Genomic DNA, 21,070 nt, shown 5'->3' with positions numbered 1-21,070 from the left:
GGCCAGTAGTCCGGGGCACATCAGGGCCTGGCGAGCGGGCCGCTGCCCCGCGAGGCAGCGGCCCGTCGCCGTCAGCTCCGCGCCAGTCCGCGCTCCACGGCGGCGATGATCTGCGGCCGCAGCTCCTCCGGGCGGATGATGGCGTCCACCGAGCCCACCCGCTGCGCCCGCTGGATCGAGTGCACCCCGTCGAACTCGGCGGCCACCTCGCCCAGCTTCTCGGCCCGCACCGACGCCCGGACGTCCGCCAGCTGGGTCACCAGCGCGGCCCGCGAGGCGCTGTCCGCCGCCGCGATCCGCGCCTCCAGCTCCGTCACCCGCGGGTCGTTCGCCGTGCGGGCGTTGACCTCCTGCGCGAACACCACCGCCGCCGCGGGGGCGCCGCCCAGCACCGAGGCGTACGAACCGTCCACGGCCAGCACCGTCATGTTCGGGTTCAGCGTCTTCGAGAACACCACGAACGCCCCGCCGTGGTAGCGCGAGATGACGCAGAACACGATCGGCCCGCGGAAGTTCACGATCGCCCGCCCGATCTCCGCGCCGTACTCCAGCTGGAGCTTGCGCATCGACTCCGGGGAACCGTCGAACCCGGACAGGTTCGCCAGCACCACCAGCGGCCGGTTCCCGCTCGCCGCGTTGATCGCGCGCGCCGCCTTCTTCGACGAGCGCGGGAACAACGTGCCGGCGGTGTAGGTGTCCGGTCCGTCGGTGGGCGGGAACCCGCGCCGCGGCACCGACCGCGACTCGATGCCCAGCAGGCACACCGGATAGCCGCCGAGGTGCACGTCCTGCACCACCGCGGTCTCCGCGTCCGCCATGCCGGCCCAGCGTTCCAGGATCGCGTGGTCCTGGTCGGCCAGGGCGCGCATCACGGTGCGGATGTCGAACGGCTTCTTGCGGTCCGGGTTGGTCTCCCGCGAGAAGATCTGGCCCACCGTGGTGAAGTCGGACCCGACGATCGCGTGCGGGTAGTCGGAGATGTCCCGGTCCACCGGGTCGGTGGTGACCGCCCGGCGCGGGCCGGTCTCGCCCGGCAGCACGTACGTGTGGTCGTAGTGGGACATCAGCACGCCGTGTGCGGCGCCGAGGTTCGGCGCCCAGTACTGCGCCTGCCCGTTCGGGCCCATCACCCGGTCGTAGCCACCGATGCCGAAGTTGTCCTCGGCCGACACGCCCCCGGAGAAGTCCAGCGACTGCTTGCCGGTGAGCACCATCGCCGAGTCCGGCGTCATCACCAGGACGCCCTTGGTGTGCATGAGCATCGTGGCCTCGGCGTTCCAGTACGGCTGGGCGCCCACGTTGATGCCGGCCACCACGATGTTGATCTCGCCACCGTCCTGGGTGAACTGGACGATCCGGCGCAGGGCCGCGGCGATCCAGTCCATGTTCTCGGTGCCGGAGTCCATCGCGATCCGCGCCCCGGCCGACAGCGCGTACCACTCGACCGGAACGCCCAGCCGGTCCGCCAGGTCCAGCGCCGCGATGACCCGCGCGCACTCCGGTTCGGACAGCGCGCCGAGCGCCTTCGTCGGGTCGCCGAGCAGCACCACGCGGGTCACGCCCTCCGGGTACCGCTCGGTCGGCGTGGTCGCCACCCCGGCCACGATCCCGGCCTTGTTGAGCCCCTTCTCGCGCTCGACCGGCACCAGCGCGCCGGAGTCGTCGAGGTCGTACTCGGTGAACGAGCCGCCCTCGCCGGCCAGCATGCCGGTCAGCTCGTACGGGTAGACCGTGCCGCGGCGCCGCGCCCGCAGCACCTTCTGGCCGTAGTCGTCCAGCGGCTGGATCAGCTCGGTCGGCGGATCGGTGATGGTCAGCCGCACCCCGGTGGCGACGTCGTAGGTCACCCGCACCGCGATCGGCCGCAGCTCACCGGTCTCCTTGTCCCGCTGGCGGCCGAGGAACAGCACCTCCTCGACACCGGCGCCCGCGGTCGACGGCACCACCCGCTGCGCGACCGTGTTCAGGTCGTCGGCCGTGAGGTCGCTCGGCGGCCACACGTAGAGGAAGATCCGGTTGGTGTCGAGCCGCTTCTTGGCCGGGCGCTGGGCCTGCACCTTGCGGATCGCGTCCAGGCACGCGCCGAGCGCGCCCTCGACGGCGGGCAGGGCGAGGATGCGGCCCTCGTCGTCGCGCAGCGGGGTCAGGTCGCGGACCTGCGCCATCGCGACGAGCCGCTCGTCGGACGGGTTCTTCGGCGCGACGCAGCGCAGCAGGTAGACGTCCTCGTCGGCCGACGGCAGCCGGGTGAGGTCGAAGTTCTGCAGGCGCCGCAGCTGCAGCCGCTGCCCGATCAGCGGGTGCAGGCCGCGGATCAGCCGCTCCTCGGTCAGGCCCGCCGACGACGGCCGGAACGTGAAGTGGTGGTGCATCGCCGAGCCGCTGCGCCCGGCGACCGTGGTGGTGATGCGGCGCAGGTCGGCCGGCAGCGCGACCCGGGACAGCACCTCGCGCAGCTCGGCGGCCATGAGGTCGGCCTCGGCCGGCTGGCCGGTCCAGGTCAGGTAGACGTCGGCGACCAGCGCGCCCGGCTCGGCCTTCGCCGCGACCTCGGCGACCGTGCGCACCGCGTCGGCCAGGCCGGTGAAGTCGGCGACGGTGGCGATGAGCCGCTGCCGCTGGCCGTCCAGGTCGTACCCGGCGGTGACGAACGCGTGCCCGCCCGCGGTGCCGGTCTCCACGCCCTCCAGGCCGTGCTCGCGGTAGTAGCGGCGGCTCAGCACCTCCAGCAGCGGGCCCGGGTCCAGGCCGGGCCGCCCGATGCGCTGGCCGAGCAGCCGCACCAGCGGTTCGGGGCTGGCGACCATCTCGGCGATGCGCTGCTCGCGGTCGGGCGCCTCCGGGTTGGCGTCCAGGTAGCCGAGGTGCCGGCGCACCTTCGTGTAGACCTCGGCGCGGGTGCGGCGCAGCAGCGGCTGGGCGAACCAGCGGAACACCACGCTGCGGGCGAGGTCGCCGACCACCGGGAACCGCAGCTGCGTGGCGCGGATCAGGTGCTCCAGCGCCTGGCCGACGGTCTGCCGCGAGCCGTTGTCCGGCGGGGCCTCGGTGAGCCACTGCTGCAGCAGCGCGGTGATCACCGCGACGTCGGAGGCGGCGCGCTGCTGGGCGAGGAAGATGCGGAAGACCGCTTCCTCCAGCTCGGGCGTGCGGTCCAGCCCCTCGACCCCGTAGTGGCTCAGCACGCGGGTCAGCCGGCCCTGGAAGGTCTCCGACAGCCCGGCGCGCTCGGCGTCCAGGCTCTGCAGGTAGGTGTGGAAGTGCTCGCGCGGGCTGTGCACCCGCGTCTCGGCCTTGGTCTCCTCGCCGTCGGGCTTGTTGCGGGACAGCTCGGACAGGTCGGCGAAGATCTCCAGCAGCTCGGCCTCGGCGGCCAGGCCCCGGTACCGCAGCTCGGACCGCGCGGCGAGGTACCCGGCCAGGGTGCGGCCGCCGTCGCGCGGGTCGACGTCGAACCCGAGCAGCATGCTGCGCAGGTCGTTCATCCCGCGCTCGGCGCGCTGCACCGCGGTCAGACCGTCCGGCTCGGACGGCAGGTCCAGGTCCACCCCGGCGGTTTCCGGCGCGGCGTCGGCGTCCTCGGCCAGCGGTTCCAGGCGCAGCAGGGCGGCGCCGGTCTCGACCTGGCTGCCGACGGAGACCATCGACTCCTTGAGCAGCGCCTTGAACGGCGCGCGCAGGACGGTCTCCATCTTCATGGACTCCAGCACCAGCACCGGGGCGCCGGCCTCGACCTCGTCGCCGACGGCGAGCGGTGTGGCGACCACCAGGGCCGGGGCGGGCGAGCGGACCACGCCGCCCTCGTCGCGGCTGATCCGGTGCGTCACGCCGTCGACCTCGACCAGGTGGATCGGCCCGTGCGTGCCGGTCACCAGCCGGAAGCGGCGGCCGTTGACGTGGATCTGGCCGGTGTGCTCGTCGTACCGCTCCAGCTCGGCGTCGACGGTCTCCACGTCGTCGCCGGTGACGAACCCGATGCGGTAGCGGCCGGGACCGGTCTCGGCGACGGTCAGCCGGTAGGTCGCGCCACGCAGCTTGAGGTCGATCGGGCGGCCCACCTCGTGCTGCACCTGCGGGCGCCCGCCGTGCGCGGTGGACAGCAGGCGCTGCAGCTCCACCTGCTTCTCGTCCTGGTAGGCCTCGATCGCGGCGGCGGCCAGCGCGATGCCGGAGTGGGCGTGCGAGACCAGGCGGCCCTGGGCGCGGACCCGGTCGATCCAGCCGGTGTCGGCGCTGGCGTCGATCACCTCGGGCTGGTCGAGCAGGTCGAGGACGAAGCTCTTGTTGGTGGTGCCGCCCTCGATGAGCACGGTGGTCTCGCGCATCGCGCGGCGCAGCCGGGACAGCGCCTCATCGCGGTCGCGGCCGTAGGCGATGATCTTGGCGATCATCGAGTCGAAGTCGGCGGGGATGGTGTCGCCCTCGCTGACGCCGGTGTCGACCCGGATGCCGGGGCCGGCCGGGAGGTCGAGCAGCGCGATGCGGCCCGGGGCGGGCGCGAAGTCGCGGCGCAGGTTCTCGGCGTTGAGCCGGGCCTCGATGGCGTGGCCCAGCTCGGCGGGCGGGGTGCCCTCGAGCTTGCCGCCGGAGGCGACGTGCAGCTGGGCCTTGACCAGGTCCATGCCGGTGGTGGCCTCGGTGATCGGGTGCTCGACCTGCAGGCGGGTGTTGACCTCGAGGAAGGCGAACAGCTTCTCCACCGGGTGGTACAGGAACTCGACGGTGGCGGCGCCGCGGTAGCCGACCGCGACGGCCAGCCGCTCGGCGGAGGCCTTCAGCTCGGCCACCTGGTCCGGCGCGAGCAGCGGCGAGGAGGACTCCTCGATGATCTTCTGGTTGCGGCGCTGCACGGAGCAGTCGCGCACGCCCAGCGCCCACGCGGTGCCCTGGCCGTCGGCGATGACCTGGACCTCGACGTGCCGGGCGCCGGTGACCAGGCGCTCCAGGAACACCACGCCGCTGCCGAAGGCGCGCGCGGCCTCCTGGCTGGTGCGCTCGTAGGCATCGCGCAGCTCGTCGGCGTTGTTGATCACCCGGATGCCGCGGCCGCCGCCGCCCGCGGTGGCCTTGAGCATCAGCGGGTAGCCGATCCGCTCGGCCGAGCGCAGGGCGGCGTCCAGGTCCTCGACCGGGCCGCGGCTCCACGGCGCGACCGGTACGCCGACCTCTTCGGCGATCAGCTTGGCGCCGATCTTGTCCCCCAGTTTGCGCATGGCGTCCGGGTTCGGGCCGATGAAGGTGACGCCGATCTTCTCGCAGAGTTCGGCGAAGGCCGGGTCCTCGGCGACGAAGCCCCAGCCGACCCACGCGGCGTCGGCCTTCGTCTCGATCAGGGCGCGTTCGAGGACGGCGAGGTCGAGGTAGGGGCGGTTGGCCGCGGGCCCCAGGTTGTAGGCGATGTCGGCTTCCCGCACGAACGTGGCGTTGCGGTCCGCGTCGGTGTAGAGGGCCACCGTCTCGATGCGTGGCCCGCCCTCCGCGTTGAGCTCACCGACGGCGTGGATGAGCCGCATCGCGGCTTCTCCCCGGTTGACGATCGCGACACGACTGAACACCGAATCGAGCCTCACAGGTTGTGGTGGTTGGACGGCGCGGCCTCCCCTGGCCGCTGGTCCAGCATCGCGCGTACCCATCGGTAGTGTGATCGTCGCACCCGCACCGTGCCGTGGGCGGATTTTTGTCGGAACCCTCCAAAGCAGCGCGCTGACCCGGGACAATGCCGGCGGCTCGCGCGCACGCGGGACCGCGCGGATCGTGAGAGCCTGATCACTCGCCCTTGTAGAGGACGGCCAACAGCCGGTGGGGCCGTCAGCGACGGACCGGGAAGCGCATCGCCGACGGGACACCCCGCACCCGGCGGGGCGCCCCCGGCACCGCGTCACGGGCCGGTGGATCCAGGCCGCCGACGGGGCACCCCGCCCGGCGAGGTGCCCCGGCACCGGCTCACGGCCGGTAGAGCCAGTCCGTCCAGCGGTAGCCGTCCAGACGGCGTTCACTCACGTACTCGTTGCGCAACAGCCGCACAAAGCCATCACACGCAAGCCACCAACGGGACACCCCGCACCCGGCGGGGCGTCCCGGCACCGGCTCACGGCTGGTAGAGCCAGTCGGTCCAGCGGTAGTCGTCCAGGCGGCGTTCGCTCAGGTACTGGTTGCGCAGCAGCCGGGCGAGGCCGTCGCAGTGCCACAGCTCGCCCCACACCCGGGCGCTCGACTGCACCCGCGCCGTCCGCGCCGTGCGGGCCTGTTCGTAGGCCGCGAGCGCGGACGGCCAGTCCAGCGCCGCCGCGGCCTGCTGCTTCGCGACCTCCCCGGCGAGGCTGTGCGCGTCCTCCAGGGCCTGGCACGCCCCCTGCGCGAGGTACTGCAACATCGGGTGCGCCGCGTCGCCGGTCAGGGCCAGCCGCCCGTCGACCCAGCGGTCCACCGGCAGCCGGTCGTACATCGGCCACCGCCGGTCCCGCCACAGCCACGCCAGGCCACGCCGCACCGCGTCGCACGTGCCCTCGAACGCCGCGTCCAGCTCCTCCGGGCCGCCCCACTCCGCCTCGCCGCGCGCGTACGCGGGCGAGGCGAACACCGCGACCGTGTTGAGCAGTTCCCCGCCCCGCAGCGGGTACTGCACCAGGTGACACCGTGGTCCGAAGTGGACGACCACGTCGGTGAGCACGTCGGAGTCCAGCCCGGTCACCTCGGCCACCGGGCGGGTGCCGCGGTAGGCGACGTAACCCGAGCACACCGGCTGGTCGCCGGACAGCCGCGGCCGCAGCGACGACCACAACCCGTCGGCCGCCAGCGCCGCGCCCGCCGCGAACTCCCGCTCCCCCGCCCGCACGCGCACGCCCTCGGACAGCACCTCGACGTCGTCCACCTTGTGGTCGGCCAGCAGCTCGACCCCGGCGCGGGCGCACGCGTCGTGCAGGATCGTCAGCAGGTCGCTGCGGTGGATCACCACGTACGGCGCGCCGTAGCGCTCGACGAACCCCGGACCGAGGTCCATCGAGGTCAGCTCGGCGCCGTCGAGCGCGTCCTTGAGCACGAGCCGCCGCGGCAGCACCCCGCGCGCGACGACCTCGTCGAGCAGGCCCCACTCGCGCAGGATCCGGGTGGCGTTGGGCGCCAGCTGCAGCCCGGCGCCCACCTCGGCGAACGCGGGCGCGCGCTCCAGCACGCGGACGCGCTGCCCGGCCGCGGCGAGGGCGAGGGCGTTGGCCAGCCCGCCGATCCCGCCCCCGACCACCACGACATCGGTGTCGGTCATGTCCTCTCCTCCTACAACCACGGGCCGAGTTCGGGGGCCTGGCCGGTGCGTCCGGTGAGCCAGCGCGCGAGCGCGGGCCCGTGCCCCTGCGTGATCCGGCGCTTGAGCGCGTCGCCGATCAGGGCCTCGACCAGGTCGGCGGGCAGATCGCCGAACCCCACGCCGCGGTCGAGATCGGCCGCGTGCACGGCGACCTCGCGGGTGCGCATCCAGACGATCTCGGTGGCCGGCACGGTCCGGCCCTGCGCCGTGACCACCTGGCTGGCCCACGCCGCGTCCGGGAGTCCGTCCAGGTCCGCGGCCAGCGCGTCCGCCGATTCCCGCACCAGGCGGCGCAGTTCGGTCACGGGCAGCCGCGCGCCCGCCTCGATCTCGGCGTTGCGCTGCTCGGTGCTCGCGTACATGCGTGATTCGACCCCGGTGCGGGCCCAGCTGACCAGGCGCCGCAGCGCTTCGGCGTTGTAGTGCAGGTGCGCGACGAGGTGGCGGCGGGTCCAGCCGGGCAGCAGCGTCGGCGCGTCGAACTCCGCGTCGGACAGCTCGCCGATCACCCCGAGGACCAGCCGGGTGCCCTCGTCCATCCAGTCACGCGTGCTCATCACGCGCCACGTTCTCCAGCCGGCCCAGGCCGCTGATCTCGGTGACCAGCCGGGCGCCGCCGGACAGGTAGCGCGGCGGCTTGCGGGCGTGGCCCACTCCGCCGGGCGTGCCGGTGGCGATCACGTCGCCGGGCCGCAGCGTCAGGATCGTGGACGCGTACCGGACCAGGTCGACCGGGCCGAACACCAGGTCGCCGGTGTTCGCCTTCTGCACCTGCTCGCCGTCGACCGAGCAGCTCAGGTCCAGGGCGGGTGTGGTGCCGCCGGGCAGCTCGTCCGGGGTCACCAGGTACGGGCCGAACGGGGTGGTTCCCTCGAACGTCTTGCCCTGCAACCACATCGGCGACCGGTACTGCCAGTCGCGGGTGGTGACGTCGTTGAGGACGCTGAACCCGGCGATCGCGGCGGCCGCCTCGGTCTCGCTCGCGCGGCGCACGGTCGCGCCGATGACCAGCGCCAGCTCGGCCTCCCAGTCCACGGCGTCCGATTCGGGCGGCAGCGCGATCGGGTCGGCCGGGCCGACGAGCGCCTCCGGGTACTTGGCGAACAGCGTCGGGTACCGCGGCAGCTCGCGGCCCATCTCCAGGATGTGGTTGCGGTAGTTCAGGCCGACGCACAGGATCTTGCCCGGCCGCGGCACGACCGGGGCGAGGCCGGCACCCGCCAGCGGCCGCTCCGGCGTGACCGCTCCGGCCTGGGCGCGCCAGTCCTCCTGGGCGAGGAAGGCGCCGACATCCGGCGCGCCGAGTTCGGCGTACCGCTCGCCCTCGACGCGGATCGCGCGGGTGCCCTCGGCGGTGCGCAGGGTCGCGAGTTTCACTGCTGTCCTCCCACCCGCACGCGGTCGGCGTGCAGTCGCTCGAAGATCGGGGTGTCGCTGAACCGGAACAGGTCCAGCTGCGTGTCGGCGGCCAGGGTCACCTCGGCCCAGGACGGCACGACGAACAGGTCACCGTGGTCGACGGTCCACTCCTGATCGGCGACGCGGACCGTGCCGGAGCCGTCGAACACCTGCCACACGGCGGAGCCGACCTCCTGCCGCGGCGCGGTTTCCGCGCCGGGACGCAGCCGGTGGAACTCGGCGCGGATGGTCGGCATGACGTCGCCGCCGGTGGTCGGGTTGGTGAAGCGGATCGCGGCGTGACCCGGCTCGACCACGCCCGGGTAGCCCTCGTCCTCCAGGGCGAGCTGGTCGGTCAGCGCGGCGTCGGTGTGCTCCCACCGGTAGGCGGCGATCGGCGAGTGCACCGCGGGCGCGGTCTGCGACACCGGGCGCAGGCCGGGGTGGGCCCACAGCCGCTCGGCGCGGGAGCGCTCCGGGGTGTCGGTGCTGGACACCCGCTCCGGGCCGAACTCGAAGAACGCCGAGCCGGTGTAGTGCACGAACGGGATGTCCAGGCCGTCGATCCAGGCCATCGGCTCGCTGGAGGTGTTGTGGTGGCCGTGGAAGTGCCAGCCGGGGGTGAGCAGGAAGTCGCCGCGGCGCATGGCGACCGGGTCGCCGTCGACGACCGTCCACACGCCTTCGCCCTCGACGACGAACCGGAACGCGTTCTGCGTGTGCCGGTGCTCGGGCGCGTTCTCGCCCGGGCCGAGGTACTGGATCGCCGCCCACAGGGTCGGCGTCGCGTACGGCGCGCCGCCGAGCCCCGGGTTGGCGAGCGCGATGGCGCGCCGCTCGCCGCCGCGGCCGACCGGCACCAGCTCGCCGGCCTTTTCCGCGAGCGGCAGCAGGGTCTTCCAGCGCCAGGCGTGCGGGCGCATCGCCGGGGACGGGCTCATCGGCATCAGGTCGCCGATCTCGGTCCACAGTGGAACGAGGAGTTCCTCGGCGAACCCCCGGTACAGCTCGTCGAGTTCGGGGGACGGCTCGGGCTGGTTGCTGGTCATCGGGTGACCACTCCTTCCTTACGGATGACGGGACGGGGGCAGGCCCAGACGAAGCCGCTGGCGACGGCCGCGCCGATGGCGAACACGAGGAAGTTGGCGGTGACGCCGAACCCGGCGGCCAGCAGCCAGCCGCCGGCCTGCGGGGCGAGCACGGCGCCGATGCGGCCGATGCCCAGCGCCGAGCCGAGCGCGGAGCCGCGCAGCGGGGCCGGGTAGTGGTCGGCGACCGCGGCGATGATCAGGCACTGCGTGCCGTGGGTGCCGACGCCGGCCAGGACCAGCGCGAGGTAGGCGCCCGCCTGCGACGGGCGCAGCACCAGCACGAGCAGGCCGGCGGCGGCGACGGCCGCGGCGAGCACGGCGGCCCGGCGCGGGCCGAGGCGGGCGCCGGCCCACGCGGTGACCAGCGAGCCGCCGACGGCGCCGAGGTTGAGCGCGAGCAGGAACGTCAGCGCGGAGCCGAGGTCGAACCCGCTCTGCCGCATCAGCTGCGGCAGCCAGGTGCCCAGCCCGTACCAGGCGAACAGCGTCGCCAGCGTGGCGAGGGCGAACAGCACGGTGGCGCGGGTGCAGGGCGGCTTCAGCAGGGCGCGGAAACCCCGGTGCGGCACGGTTTCCGTCTCCGGTACGAGGGAGTACTTGCGTTCCAGTGCCTCGGCTTGCGCGATGCGGCCCTTGGCGCGCAGCCAGGCCGGGGATTCGGGCAGCAGCCACGCGCACAGCGGCAGCACGAGGACGAGCGCGAGCAGGGCGATCGCGAACATCGCCGGCCAGCCGTAGCGGGGCAGGACCGCGATGCCGATCAGCGCGGCGAGGCTGCCGCCGATCGGGACACCGGACATCATCAGCGTGGCGACCAGCGAGCGGCTGCGGGCGGGGACGAACTCGCTGCCCAGGGCGTTGGCCGAGGGCACGAGGCCGCCCAGGCCGAGCCCGGCGAGCAGGCGGAAGGCGCCGAAGACGACCGGGTCCGGGGCGATCGCGCAGAGCGCGGTGAACACCGAGAACCAGGCGGTGCAGGCCAGGATGGTCCGGCGGCGGCCGAGCGCGTCGGCCAGGCGGCCGGCGAGCAGGGCGCCGAGCAGCATGCCGAGGAAGGCGAGGCTGCCGAGCAGGCCGGCGGTGCTGCTGGTCAGGTTCCAGCCGGGTTCGGTGAGCAGCTGCGGCAGGACCGTGCCGTAGACGATGAGGTCGTATCCGTCGAACACGACGACCACCCAGCACAGGGCGGTCACCAGGGGCGCGACGTTGCGCGGTGGGGCGGGCATGCGAGGAACGTAAGCGAGGTTCTGTCAGCAGGGATCTACAATTCTGCTGTGAAGAACAAACCGCCGTACGCGATCGACTCGGTCGACCACGCGCTGCACCTCGCGACGATGCTGCAGGAGGGGCCGCTGGGGGTGTCGGAGGCGGCGGCGCGGCTGGGGGTGTCGCGGTCGACGGCGCACCGGCTGCTGGCGATGCTGGTGTACCGGGATTTCGCCGAGCAGGGGCCGGACCGCCGCTACCGGGCGGGGCCGGTGCTGCGGCCGGCCGATCCGGTCGGCGCGCCGGTGGCGTTGCTGCGCGAGGTGGCGATGCCCCACCTGCGGGCGCTGGTGGCGCGGGTGCGGGAGACGGTGAACCTGCAGGTGCTGGCCGGGACGGAGGCGCGGTTCCTGGCTTCGGTGGAGTGCGACCAGATCCTGCGCGTGGGCGACCGGGCCGGGCGGGTGCTGCCCGCGCACCTCGCGTCGGGCGGCAAGGCGCTGCTGGCCGCGCTGCCGGCGGCCGAGCTGACGCGCCGGTACGCCGGGACGGACGTGAACCTGACCCGGCTGCGGCGCGAGCTGGGCCTGATCCGGCGGCGCGGCTTCGCGATCAACGACCAGCTCACCGAGACCGGGCTGACGGCCGTCGGGGTGGCGATCCCGTGGCCCGGCGCCGACGAGCCCGCGGCGGCGGTCTCGGTGGCGCTCCCGTCGGCCCGCTTCGACCACGACGTGCTGCCCACCTGGGTGGGCGCCCTGTCCGCCACCGCGACGGCGATCGCCCGCGACCTGGGAGACGGCTGATCGGGGTGGCGGCCCCGCGCGGACGGGCGCGGGACCACCCGCGGGTCAGCCGATCTGCAGGTCGACGCAGGCGTAGAAGGCGTTGGCGGTGTCGGCGACGTTCCAGACCGCGAGCAGCTTCTGCCGTCCGGTGAAGCCGGTGAGGTCGACCGGGTGGGAGACGGTCGCCGGCGGCTGGGCACCGTGGTCGTCGACGAAGCCGACGCGCCGGTCGCCGATGTAGTACTCCCACGTGCTGGTGCGGTGCTGGGCGGTCAGCCTCCAGGTGAAGGTCACGGTGCCGCCGACCGGGGTGGCGCGCCAGCCCTTGCCGTCGTCGTCCAGCTCGGCGAAACGGGTGTTGCCCCCGCTGCAGCTGCGCAGGCCCTTGGGACCCTCCACGCTCTGCGGTTCGTACTTGATGTCGCCGCAGGGCACGATCCCCTGGGCGCACTGGGCCTGCCTGCTGGGCGGCGAGTTGACGTAGCCGTGGGCGCTGGCGGTGCCCGGGAGGGCCACGAGGGCGAGGGGAGCGAGAGCCGCCCCGGCGGCGATGGTCGCGATGCGTCGTCTCATGGTCATGTCGGCTCCTTGGGGCGAACCTGGACTTCTTTGGTCTAGACCATGTGGTATGGACCATAACGTGAAGTTCGTTCGCGGTCAACGGGCCGGCGGGACGAGCACCGCGTGCAGCAGCCGCGGCGAGGCCGCGAACCCGTGCCGCCGGTAGGCCGCCACCGCCCGGGACGACGAATGCACCGTCACCCGCTCCAGTCCCAGCCCGGCGGCCAGCCCGAGGAGCGCTTGGATGAGCTGCCCGCGGTCCGGCACGGACCACGTCAGGAACAACCAGACCACGGCCAGCAGGATCACGCCGGCGAGGAGGAGTTTCAGCCGGGCGCGTAGCCCGCGCGCCTATCCATGGGCACTGCCCGTGGGCGATCCGGTAGCCGGCACCGGGCACGGTGGCGATGCTCCACGGTTCGCCGAGCTACTTGCGGGTGATCGGGACGTACCGCCCGTCCCGGCACACCTCCCACACGGCCTCCGCGATCCGCCCTACGGGTAGTAGCGCGTCAGGGATTCCGCCACGCAGGCCGGTTTCTCCGAACCCTCGATCTCGAACGTGAACTTCCGCGTCACCTGCACCCCGCCGCGGCCGACCTCCTCCACCGCGGCGATCTCGGCGTGCAGGCGCACCCGGCTGCCCACCGGGACGGGCGCCGGGAAGCGGACCTTGTTCACGCCGTAGTTCAGCGCCATCCCGACGCCGGTGACCTGCAGCAGCTCGGCGACCATCGGGATGCCCCAGCTCAGCGTCATGTACCCGTGGGCGATCGTGCGGCCGAACGGGCCCCGCGCGGCGCGCTCGGGGTCGGTGTGGATCCACTGGTGGTCCCCGGACACCTCGGCGTAGGCGTCGATCAGCTCCTGCGTCACCTCCCGCCACGCCGAGTACCCCAGGTCGCGCCCCTGCAAGGCCAGGATCTCCGGGATCCCGTTCGCCACCACCGGCATCGCAGCCACTCCCCTCAGGCCGCGACGGCCTGCGCGCCCGACGCCTCGCCGGCGCGCTCGTCGTAGTTGGGCTTGCGCAGCAACGCGAGCATGCAGCCCAGCGTCAGCAGCACCTGGAACACCGCGTACACGATCACGGCGACGATCGATCCGGTCTGGCTCAGCAGGAACTGGCCCACGATCGGCGTGGTGCCGCCGAGCAGCGTGCCGCACAGCTGGTAGCACAGGGAAATTCCGGTGTAGCGCACGTTCGCCGGGAAGCGGCTGGCGAGCATCCCGGCCAGCGCCGCGTAGTACAGGCAGTGCGGGACGGTCGCGATCACCGTGCCGACCATCGCCAGCGCGTAGTTCTCCGTGCTGATGAACAGGAACATCAGCGGCATCAGCAGGATCTCCGGCACCAGCATCACGATCACCGCGCGGGACCAGCTGCGCATCTTCGTCGCGATCAGCGCGCCCCACGGCTGCACCAGGATCTGGGTGATGTTGGCGACCAGGATGATCGTCAGGAAGGAGCTCTTGTCGAAGCTGAGGTCCGAGGTGGCCCAGGACAGCGCGAACGTCGACTTGAAGTACGTGGCGGACAGCCCGATGGTGCACGCCCCGATGCCGAGGACGATCAGCAGCGGCTGGGTCCGCAGCACCTCGGTGAACGGCAGCTTGGCGACCGCCTTCTTCTCGATGAGGTTCGCCATCGCGGGCGATTCGGCCACCCGCAGCCGGATGAACAGGCCGACGATCACCAGCAGCGCGGAGAACAGGAACGGCACCCGCCAGCCCCACGAGGTGAACGCGTCGTCCGGCAGCTGGCTGATCGCCAGGAAGCTGACCGTGCTCAGGGTGTTGCCGACGGGCGAGCCCTGCTGGGCGAACGCGCCGTAGAGGATCGACTTGCCCTTGGGCGCGTGCTCGGAGGCGATGAGGACGGAACCGCCCCACTCCCCGCCGAGGCCGATGCCCTGCACCATGCGGATCACGATGAGCAGAATCGGCGCGGCGACGCCGATCTGGGCGTAGGAGGGCAGGACGCCGATCAGCGTGGTCGAGATGCCCATCATGAGCAGCGTGATGACCAGCGTCTTCTTGCGGCCGAGCCGGTCACCGTAGTGGCCGAAGACGATCCCGCCCAGCGGCCGGGCGAGGAAACCCACCCAGAACGTGGCGAACGCGACGAGCGTGCCCAGCGCGCCGTCCAGCTCGGGGAAGAAGACCTTGTCGAAGACCAGCGCCGACGCGGTGCCGTAGATGTAGAAGTCGAACCATTCGATGGTCGAGCCGATGAACGACCCGATGCCCGCTCGCCTGGCCGCCGTGGCCGTGCTCATGCGTGTTTTTCTCTCTCCCTTGAGATCCCGTGTTGCTGGACACCGTGCCAAACAGGACCTAGAAGAGTCCAATACCGAATGAGCACCTCGGCAAGACGGTGATCGTCTCAATCGCGGACGGGCGTCGGCAGGGCTTGTTCCGCGATGGCCAGCACCGTCCGCAACGCCGCCGAGGGGTTGTCCGGCCGCCAGGCCAGCGCGGCCTGCAACCGCACCGGCTCCCCGGCCAGCCGCCGGTACGCCAGCCCCGTCTGCTGGATGTGCTGGCAGGACGACAGTGTCAGGGTCACCCCGACCCCGGCGGCCACCAGAGCCAGGATCGTGTACGAGTCCGGCGCCTCCTGCACCACCCGCGGGTTGAACCCGGCGGACACGCACACCCGCACCGTCGCGTCCCGCACGCTCGACCCCGCGTTGGCCGGGAAACTCACGAACGGCTCCTCCGCCAGCGCCTCCACCGGCACCTCGTCCAGGCGGGCCAGCGGATGATCCGACGGCAGCGCGCAGATCATCTCCTCCTCGTCGATCACCCGCGCCGCCACGCCGGGCTGGGTGATCGGCAACCGCACGAACCCCAGGTCCAGCGAACCGTCCGCGACCCGCGCCAGCGCGACGTTGGCGTAGGTCTGCCCGCGCATCACCAGCTCCAGCCCGGGGTGCGCGGCCCGCACCGCCCGGGTCAGCAGCGGCAGGCTCTCGTGGCTCGACGCCCCCGCGAACCCCACCGTCACGCGCCCGTACTCGCCCCGCCCGGCCGCCGGCGCCGCCTTCGTCGCGATGTCCAGGTCCTCCATCACCCGCCGCACCGGGCCCAGGAACGACTCGCCCGCGCTGGTCAGCCGCACCGACCGGGTGTTGCGTTCGAACAGCTGGACCCCGAGCTCCTTCTCCAGCTGCCGGATCTGCTGGGACAGCGGCGGCTGCGCCATCTGCAACCGCTTGGCGGCGCGCCCGAAGTGCAGCTCCTCCGCCACCGCCAGGAACGACGTCAGATAACGCAACTCCATTATTACCGTCTCCGTCTTGATCTGACCCGAATTCGGTATTGGACTCTAATCAATGTTCCTGGCACGGTGAAGACCGCCCCAACCCACGAACCTTCGAGGAGCGCGACGATGCCCCGCCCGGGTCCGGACAAGACGATGAGCCTGCGCGACGCGGTCGCGGCCTTCGTGCACGACGGGGACACCGTCTCGCTGGAAGGGTTCACGCACCTCATCCCCACCGCGGCCGGGCACGAGATCATCCGGCAGGGCCGCCGCGACCTCACGGTGGTCCGGATGACCGCGGACATCGTCGTCGACCAGATGCTCGCCGGCGGCTGCGTGCGCAAGCTGGTGTCGTCGTTCGTCGGCAACTCCTCGGCCGGGTCGCTGGGCAGGCTGCGCCGCCGCGTCGAGCACGCCGACCCCGAACCGCTGGAGTTCGAGGAGTACAGCCACTACGGCATGATCTGCCGCTACCTCGCCGGGGCGCAGCGCCTGCCGTTCTACCCGCTGCGCTCCTACGCCGGCTCCGACCTGCCGCGGGTCAACCCGGACATCCGCAAGGTCGCCTCGCCCTACGGCGACGAGCAGATCTACGTCGTCCCGCCGGTCAACCCGGACGTCACGATCATCCACGCCCAGCGCGCCGACCGGGCCGGCAACACCCAGATCTGGGGCCTGACCGGCATCCAGGCCGAGGCGGTGTACGCCGCGGAGAAGGCGATCGTGGTGGTCGAGGAGATCGTCGCCGACGAGGTGATCCGCAGCGACCCCAACCGCACGGTCGTGCCCGCGCACGCCGTGGACGCGGTGGTCGAGGTCCCGCGCGGCGCGCACCCGTCGTTCGCGCAGGGCTACTACGACCGCGACAACGCCTTCTACCGCGCGTGGTCGGGCATCAGCAGGGACAAGGAAAAGCTGGCCGCGTGGATGGCGGAGTGGGTGCACGGCACCGCCGACCACGCCGAGTACGTCGCCAAGCTGGGCGCGGAGTCCTGGGCGGGCCTGGCCGTCGGCGAAGCCTGGAGCGAACCGGTGAACTACGGACGGAGGCTGCAGAAGTGACCACGTCGAGCGAAGTCCTGTCCGTCGTCGCCTCCCGCGAGCTGGCGGGCAAGCGCACGGTGTTCGCCGGGATCGGCCTGCCCACGCTGGCCGCGTCGCTGGCGCACCTGACCGTGGCACCCGATCTGGAGATCGTCTACGAATCCGGCGTGTGCGGGGCGCACCCCTCGCACCTGCCCGAGACGATCGCCGACGCGGTGCTGATCACCGGCGCCGAGGCCGTGCTGTCGATGCCCGCGTTGTTCGGGTACGTGCTGCAGGGCGGGCACATCGACGTCGGGTTCCTCGGCGCCGCGCAGATCGACCGCTGGGGCAACCTGAACTCGTCGGTGATCGGCGACTGGCACTCGCCGAAGGTGCGGCTGCCCGGCCCCGGGGGCGCGATGGAGGTCATGGCGAACTCCCGCGAGGTGTTCGTGGTGATGCGCCGCCACGACCCGCGGTCCTTTGTGGACGAGCTGGACTTCTGCACCTCCCCCGGCCCGGACCGCGCGCTCGCCGACGGCGTGCGGCCGTCCGGGCTCGGCGTCACGAAGGTGATCACCGAGCTGGGCATCCTCGCGCGCGGCGGCCCCGGCGAGGAGCTGGAACTGGTCGCGCTGCACCCCGGCGCCACCGTCGAGCAGGCGCGTGAAGCCACCGGCTGGCCGCTGAAGGTCGCCGGCGACGTGACGGTGATCGCACCGCCGAGCGAGGCCGAACTACGGTTGCTGCGCGAGGATGTCGACCCGGAGCGGGTGTATCTGCGATGAAGGAGAGAACCGTGCGCATCAGGATCGTCGGGACCGGGGTGATGGGCCGCGGGATCGCCCAGTGGGCGGCGACCGCCGGGCACACCGTGGAGCTGGCCGACGCCCGGCCGGAATCGGTCGGCGAGGCCGTGGAGTTCGTCCGCGGCATGCTCGACCGGGCGGTGCGGAAGGGCCGCAGCACCGCCGAGGAGGCCGCCGCGATCGGCGCACGGCTGGTGCCACTGGACTCCCCCGCCCAGCCGGGCGAGCCGGACCTGGTGATCGAGGCGATCCGGGAGGACCTGGACACCAAGGCCGCGTTGTTCACCGACCTGGAGAAGGCGCTGCCTGCCACGACGGTGTTCGCCACCAACACCTCGTCGCTGCCGGTCACGCAGATCGCCGCCCGGCTGTCCGATCCGTCCCGCCTGGTCGGCCTGCACTTCTTCAACCCGGCGCCGCTGATGAAGATCGTCGAGGTGATCCCCGGCGCCCGCACCCGGCCCGATGTCGTGGACAGCGTCTCCGCGCTCGTCCGCGAGACCGGGCACAGCGCGGTGGTCGTGTCGGACACGCCGGGCTTCCTGATCAACCACGCCGGGCGCGGCCTGGTCACCGAGGCGCTCGCGCTGCTGGAGCGCCAGGTCGCCGGACCGGCCGAGCTGGACCGCATCGCGCGGGACGTGCTGGGCTTGAAGATGGGCCCGTTCGAGCTGATGGACCTCACCGGGCTGGACGTCACCGCGACGGTGATCGAGTCGATCTGGGCCGGGTTCCGCTTCTCCGACCGGCTGCGCGCGTCGTTCCTCACGCCGAACCGCGTCGCGGCGGGCCTGCACGGCCGCAAGACGAAGCAGGGCTGGTTCGACTACACCGAGGGGGCGGAAAAGCCCGCGGAGAAGCCGATCACCGGCGATGCCGACCGTCCGGTGTGGACGGACGACGACGAGCTGCGCGCCGCCCTGACCGAGGCCGGGGCGAAGGTCACCGGCACGCTCACCGGCGACGCGGTCGCGCTCGTCACGACGTGGGGCACCACGGTCGCGACCGCGATCGCCGCGCAGGGCCTGCCGCCGGAGCGGACGTTCGGCGTCGACCCGCTGTCGATCCGGACCGGCCGCCGGGTGCTGGCGATCACCCCGGCCGCCGACCCGGCCGCGGCCCGCGACGCGCGCGCGGTGCTGGCTCGTGGCGAGAAGGCGGTCTCGGTGGTGCGGGACGTCGAGGGCGGGGTCGCGCAGCGGCTGGTGTCCTCGATCGTGTCGGTCGCCGCCTCGATCGCCGAACAGGGCATCGCCGCGCCGGACGACATCGACCTGGGCGTGCGGCTCGGGCTCGGCTACCCGCGCGGGCCGCTGGCCTGGGGCGACGTGGTGGGCCCGGCCCGGCTGCTCACGCTGCAGCGCGCGCTGCAGCAGGCCACCGGCGACCCGCGTTACCGGCCGACGCGGTGGCTGACCGAGCGCGCCCAGCTCGGCCTGCCGCTGACCGCCGCCGGCATCGCGCCCGAAGACGTCTGAGAAGGAGAAGAGCCATGCTGGCACGGGATTTCGGGCTCACCGAGACCCAGCGCGACTTTCGCCGGATGGCGGCGGAGTTCGTCGACGCCGAGATCGCGCCCAACGCGCGCGAGTGGGACCGCGCCGAGCACGTCGACCAGTCCGTGGTGCGGCGGCTCGGGGAACTGGGGTTCCTCGGGCTGACGCTGGACGAGCGCTACGGCGGGGTGGACGCCGACATGCTGTCCTACGTGCTGGTCACCGAGGAGCTGGGCCGCGGCGATTCGGCGGTGCGCGGGATCGTGTCGGTGTCGCTCGGCCTGGTGTCGAAGACGATCGCCGCGCACGGCACCGAGGAGCAGAAGCAGGAGTGGCTGCCGCGGCTGATCAGCGGTGAGGCGCTCGGCTGCTTCGGCCTCACCGAACCGGGCACCGGCTCCGACGCCGGGTCACTGAGCACCCGCGCCGAGCGCGACGGCGGCGACTGGGTGATCAACGGCAGCAAGATGTTCATCACCAACGGCACCTGGGCCAAGGTCGCGCTCACGTTCGCCCGCACCAGCGAGACCGGCATCACCGCGTTCCTGGTGCCCACCGGCTCCCCCGGGTTCACCGCCAGGGAGATCAAGGGCAAGCTCGGCCTGCGTGGCCAGGCGACCGCCGAGCTGACCTACGACAACGTGCGCGTGCCCGATTCGGCGCGGCTCGGGGAGGTCGGCAAGGGCCTGGGCATCGCGCTCGGCACGCTGTCCCGCGGCCGGATCTCGGTGGCCGCGGGCGCGGTCGGCGTGGCGCTCGACGACGTGGACGCGGCCACCCGCTACGCCACCGAGCGGGACCAGTTCGGCAAGCCGATCGCCTCGTTCCAGCTGGTGCAGGAGCTGCTCGCGGACGCCGCGGTGGACGTGCAGGCCTCCCGCCTGCTCACCCACCAGGTCGCGCGCATGGCCGACGCCGGGATGAAGCCGAAGGAGTACGCCACGGACGCTTCGGCCGCGAAGTACCACGCGAGCGAGACCGCGGTGCGCGTGACGAACAACTGCCTGCAGGTGTTCGGCGGCTACGGGTTCATCGACGAGTACCCGGTCGGCAAGTACGTGCGCGACGCCCGCGTGCTCACCCTCTACGAGGGCACCAGCCAGGTGCAGAAGCTGATCATCGGCCGGGACCTGACCGGCGTCAACGCGATGACGTGATGCCCAGCCGGGCCAGTTGCTGGTCGAAGGGGACGAACTCGTCCTCACCGGTGGGCGCGGCGGCGGGCCGCCCGCCCATCGCCGTGGCCAGCTCACCGGCGGCGCGCTCGATGCGGGCGGTGAGGTCGCCGTCCGGGCCGTCGGAGCTGCCCCAGTCCTCGGCGGCGGCGAAGACGGCGGTCGGCATCACGTCGGCGCGCAGGTAGGCGAACAGCGGCCGCAGGGCGAACTCCAGCGCGAGCGAGTGCCGGGCGGTGCCGGCGGTCGCGGCGATCAGGACCGGCTTGCCCCGCAGCGAACCGGCCTCGATGACGTCGAAGAACGACTTGAACAGGCCGCTGTAGGAGGCGTTGAAGATCGGCGTGACGACGATCAGGCCGTCGGCGCGGGTCACCGTCTCGATCGCGCCGGCCAGCTTGGGGCTGGGGAAGCCGGTGACCAGGTTGTTCGCGATGTCGCCGGCGAGGTCGCGCAGCTCCACGACCTCGACACCGGCGCCGGTCTCGCGGGCCGCGGCCTGGGCCAGGCGGTCGCCCAGCAGCCGCGTCGAGGAGGGGCTGCTCAGACCGGCCGAGACGACCACGAGTGTGCGGGACATGGACCTCACCCCGCACGCGAGTCCCGCGTTCGCGCACGCGAGTCCTGCGTTCATGCGCGCGAGTCCCACGCTCACGCACGCGAGTCCTGCGTTGGCGTGACCTACTGCCGGTAGGACTCGACCTCGCCGACCGGGCGGGCCTGCGCCTTGTCGGGGTCCTCACCGAACTCGCGCGCGGCCCGGCGCTGCCGGAGCAGGTCCCAGCACTGGTCCAGCTGCTCCTCGACCCGGCGCATCCGGGCCCGGTCCTCCTCGCTCAGGCCCCCGCCGACCGACCGCGACCGCAGCTCGTGCTCCTCGGCGATCAGCTTGTCGATGTTGGCGATGATGTCCTGGTCGGCCATGGTTCCCTCCTCGTTCCGGTCACCG

The 21,070-nt window shown here is 72.7% G+C and carries 18 protein-coding genes; 5 read left to right on the top strand and 13 right to left on the bottom strand.

Annotated elements, in window-relative coordinates; translation table 11 throughout:
- Window positions 1–71: 71 nt before the first annotated feature.
- The 6 genes from D0D15_RS13400 to D0D15_RS13375 form a co-directional block, all read right to left on the bottom strand.
- A complete protein-coding gene (locus D0D15_RS13400) occupies window positions 72–5,555 on the bottom strand; it encodes an ATP-binding protein (RefSeq protein ID WP_115944475.1) in 5,484 nt (1,827 codons plus the stop codon).
- Between the two features lie 533 nt (window positions 5,556–6,088).
- Window positions 6,089–7,261 carry an FAD-dependent monooxygenase gene (locus D0D15_RS13395; protein ID WP_094007962.1) on the bottom strand — a complete coding sequence of 391 codons (1,173 nt, stop codon included), beginning with the start codon at window positions 7,259–7,261 and terminating at the stop codon, window positions 6,089–6,091.
- An 11-nt stretch (window positions 7,262–7,272) separates the two neighbouring features.
- Window positions 7,273–7,860 (bottom strand): maleylpyruvate isomerase family mycothiol-dependent enzyme, encoded by a 588-nt coding sequence (locus D0D15_RS13390; RefSeq protein WP_233157454.1) that lies wholly within the window; start codon window positions 7,858–7,860, stop codon window positions 7,273–7,275.
- Window positions 7,847–8,680, bottom strand: coding sequence for a fumarylacetoacetate hydrolase family protein (locus D0D15_RS13385; protein WP_094007961.1), 834 nt, complete (start codon window positions 8,678–8,680; stop codon window positions 7,847–7,849). The genes D0D15_RS13390 and D0D15_RS13385 overlap by 14 nt, the downstream gene beginning before the upstream one ends.
- Window positions 8,677–9,750: a cupin domain-containing protein gene (locus tag D0D15_RS13380; RefSeq protein ID WP_094007960.1), complete on the bottom strand. Its 1,074-nt coding sequence runs from the start codon at window positions 9,748–9,750 to the stop codon at window positions 8,677–8,679. The genes D0D15_RS13385 and D0D15_RS13380 overlap by 4 nt, the downstream gene beginning before the upstream one ends.
- Window positions 9,747–11,018, bottom strand: coding sequence for an MFS transporter (locus D0D15_RS13375; protein WP_094007959.1), 1,272 nt, complete (start codon window positions 11,016–11,018; stop codon window positions 9,747–9,749). Before D0D15_RS13375 ends, D0D15_RS13380 begins: the two co-directional genes overlap by 4 nt.
- Before the next feature lie 48 nt (window positions 11,019–11,066).
- Between D0D15_RS13375 and D0D15_RS13370 the strand changes: the two genes are divergently transcribed.
- On the top strand, window positions 11,067–11,804 hold the full coding sequence (locus tag D0D15_RS13370) for an IclR family transcriptional regulator (protein WP_094007958.1): 738 nt from the start codon (window positions 11,067–11,069) through the stop codon (window positions 11,802–11,804).
- 45 nt (window positions 11,805–11,849) lie between these two features.
- On the opposite strand, the gene D0D15_RS13365 is transcribed toward D0D15_RS13370, so the two are convergent.
- From D0D15_RS13365 to D0D15_RS13345, 5 genes are all read right to left on the bottom strand, one after another.
- Window positions 11,850–12,365: a lytic polysaccharide monooxygenase auxiliary activity family 9 protein gene (locus D0D15_RS13365; protein WP_094007957.1), complete on the bottom strand. Its 516-nt coding sequence runs from the start codon at window positions 12,363–12,365 to the stop codon at window positions 11,850–11,852.
- 78 nt (window positions 12,366–12,443) lie between these two features.
- The gene (locus D0D15_RS13360; RefSeq protein WP_198958348.1) at window positions 12,444–12,656 is read right to left on the bottom strand and encodes a hypothetical protein; all 213 of its coding nucleotides are present in this window, start codon (window positions 12,654–12,656) and stop codon (window positions 12,444–12,446) included.
- 186 nt (window positions 12,657–12,842) lie between these two features.
- Entirely contained in the window at window positions 12,843–13,301 is a 459-nt protein-coding gene (locus tag D0D15_RS13355) for a MaoC family dehydratase (RefSeq protein WP_094007956.1), read from the bottom strand.
- A 14-nt stretch (window positions 13,302–13,315) separates the two neighbouring features.
- Window positions 13,316–14,626 carry an MFS transporter gene (locus D0D15_RS13350; protein WP_094007955.1) on the bottom strand — a complete coding sequence of 437 codons (1,311 nt, stop codon included), beginning with the start codon at window positions 14,624–14,626 and terminating at the stop codon, window positions 13,316–13,318.
- Window positions 14,627–14,733: 107 nt separating this feature from the next.
- The gene (locus tag D0D15_RS13345; protein ID WP_115944470.1) at window positions 14,734–15,633 is read right to left on the bottom strand and encodes a LysR family transcriptional regulator; all 900 of its coding nucleotides are present in this window, start codon (window positions 15,631–15,633) and stop codon (window positions 14,734–14,736) included.
- 108 nt (window positions 15,634–15,741) lie between these two features.
- On the opposite strand from D0D15_RS13345, the gene D0D15_RS13340 reads away from it, so the two are divergent.
- The 4 genes from D0D15_RS13340 to D0D15_RS13325 are packed head-to-tail and all read left to right on the top strand — an operon-like array spanning window position 15,742 to window position 20,103.
- Entirely contained in the window at window positions 15,742–16,677 is a 936-nt protein-coding gene (locus D0D15_RS13340) for a CoA transferase subunit A (RefSeq protein WP_115944469.1), read from the top strand.
- On the top strand, window positions 16,674–17,429 hold the full coding sequence (locus tag D0D15_RS13335) for a CoA-transferase subunit beta (RefSeq protein ID WP_094007952.1): 756 nt from the start codon (window positions 16,674–16,676) through the stop codon (window positions 17,427–17,429). Before D0D15_RS13340 ends, D0D15_RS13335 begins: the two co-directional genes overlap by 4 nt.
- Complete coding sequence (locus D0D15_RS13330) at window positions 17,426–18,928, top strand: 3-hydroxyacyl-CoA dehydrogenase (protein ID WP_094007951.1); 1,503 nt, start codon at window positions 17,426–17,428, stop codon at window positions 18,926–18,928. Before D0D15_RS13335 ends, D0D15_RS13330 begins: the two co-directional genes overlap by 4 nt.
- A gap of 14 nt (window positions 18,929–18,942) precedes the next feature.
- Window positions 18,943–20,103: an acyl-CoA dehydrogenase family protein gene (locus D0D15_RS13325; protein WP_115944468.1), complete on the top strand. Its 1,161-nt coding sequence runs from the start codon at window positions 18,943–18,945 to the stop codon at window positions 20,101–20,103.
- Here the strand turns inward: D0D15_RS13325 and D0D15_RS13320 are convergent.
- Window positions 20,087–20,701 (bottom strand): FMN reductase, encoded by a 615-nt coding sequence (locus D0D15_RS13320; RefSeq protein WP_094007949.1) that lies wholly within the window; start codon window positions 20,699–20,701, stop codon window positions 20,087–20,089. The genes D0D15_RS13325 and D0D15_RS13320 overlap by 17 nt on opposite strands.
- Before the next feature lie 101 nt (window positions 20,702–20,802).
- Window positions 20,803–21,045, bottom strand: coding sequence for a DUF2630 family protein (locus D0D15_RS13315; RefSeq protein WP_094007948.1), 243 nt, complete (start codon window positions 21,043–21,045; stop codon window positions 20,803–20,805).
- Between the last annotated feature and the right edge of the window lie 25 nt (window positions 21,046–21,070).

Source organism: Amycolatopsis thermalba, from assembly GCF_003385215.1.
In the GTDB taxonomy this organism is placed as follows: Bacteria; Actinomycetota; Actinomycetes; order Mycobacteriales; family Pseudonocardiaceae; genus Amycolatopsis_E; species Amycolatopsis_E thermalba.
Note: the sequence above shows the minus strand (reverse complement) of the source record. Positions and strands in the feature narration are given on the sequence as shown.

Bases quoted from the DNA above. Each gene is read 5' to 3' on its own strand.
- D0D15_RS13325 (WP_115944468.1), top strand. From the start codon at position 18,943: ATGCTGGCACGGGATTTCGGGCTCACCGAGACCCAGCGCGACTTTCGC.
- D0D15_RS13315 (WP_094007948.1), bottom strand. From the start codon at position 21,045: ATGGCCGACCAGGACATCATCGCCAACATCGACAAGCTGATCGCCGAG.
- D0D15_RS13380 (WP_094007960.1), bottom strand. From the start codon at position 9,750: ATGACCAGCAACCAGCCCGAGCCGTCCCCCGAACTCGACGAGCTGTAC.
- D0D15_RS13375 (WP_094007959.1), bottom strand. From the start codon at position 11,018: ATGCCCGCCCCACCGCGCAACGTCGCGCCCCTGGTGACCGCCCTGTGC.
- D0D15_RS13390 (WP_233157454.1), bottom strand. From the start codon at position 7,860: ATGAGCACGCGTGACTGGATGGACGAGGGCACCCGGCTGGTCCTCGGG.
- D0D15_RS13340 (WP_115944469.1), top strand. From the start codon at position 15,742: ATGCCCCGCCCGGGTCCGGACAAGACGATGAGCCTGCGCGACGCGGTC.
- D0D15_RS13330 (WP_094007951.1), top strand. From the start codon at position 17,426: ATGAAGGAGAGAACCGTGCGCATCAGGATCGTCGGGACCGGGGTGATG.
- D0D15_RS13350 (WP_094007955.1), bottom strand. From the start codon at position 14,626: ATGAGCACGGCCACGGCGGCCAGGCGAGCGGGCATCGGGTCGTTCATC.
- D0D15_RS13355 (WP_094007956.1), bottom strand. From the start codon at position 13,301: ATGCCGGTGGTGGCGAACGGGATCCCGGAGATCCTGGCCTTGCAGGGG.
- D0D15_RS13395 (WP_094007962.1), bottom strand. From the start codon at position 7,261: ATGACCGACACCGATGTCGTGGTGGTCGGGGGCGGGATCGGCGGGCTG.
- D0D15_RS13345 (WP_115944470.1), bottom strand. From the start codon at position 15,633: ATGGAGTTGCGTTATCTGACGTCGTTCCTGGCGGTGGCGGAGGAGCTG.
- D0D15_RS13365 (WP_094007957.1), bottom strand. From the start codon at position 12,365: ATGACCATGAGACGACGCATCGCGACCATCGCCGCCGGGGCGGCTCTC.
- D0D15_RS13320 (WP_094007949.1), bottom strand. From the start codon at position 20,701: ATGTCCCGCACACTCGTGGTCGTCTCGGCCGGTCTGAGCAGCCCCTCC.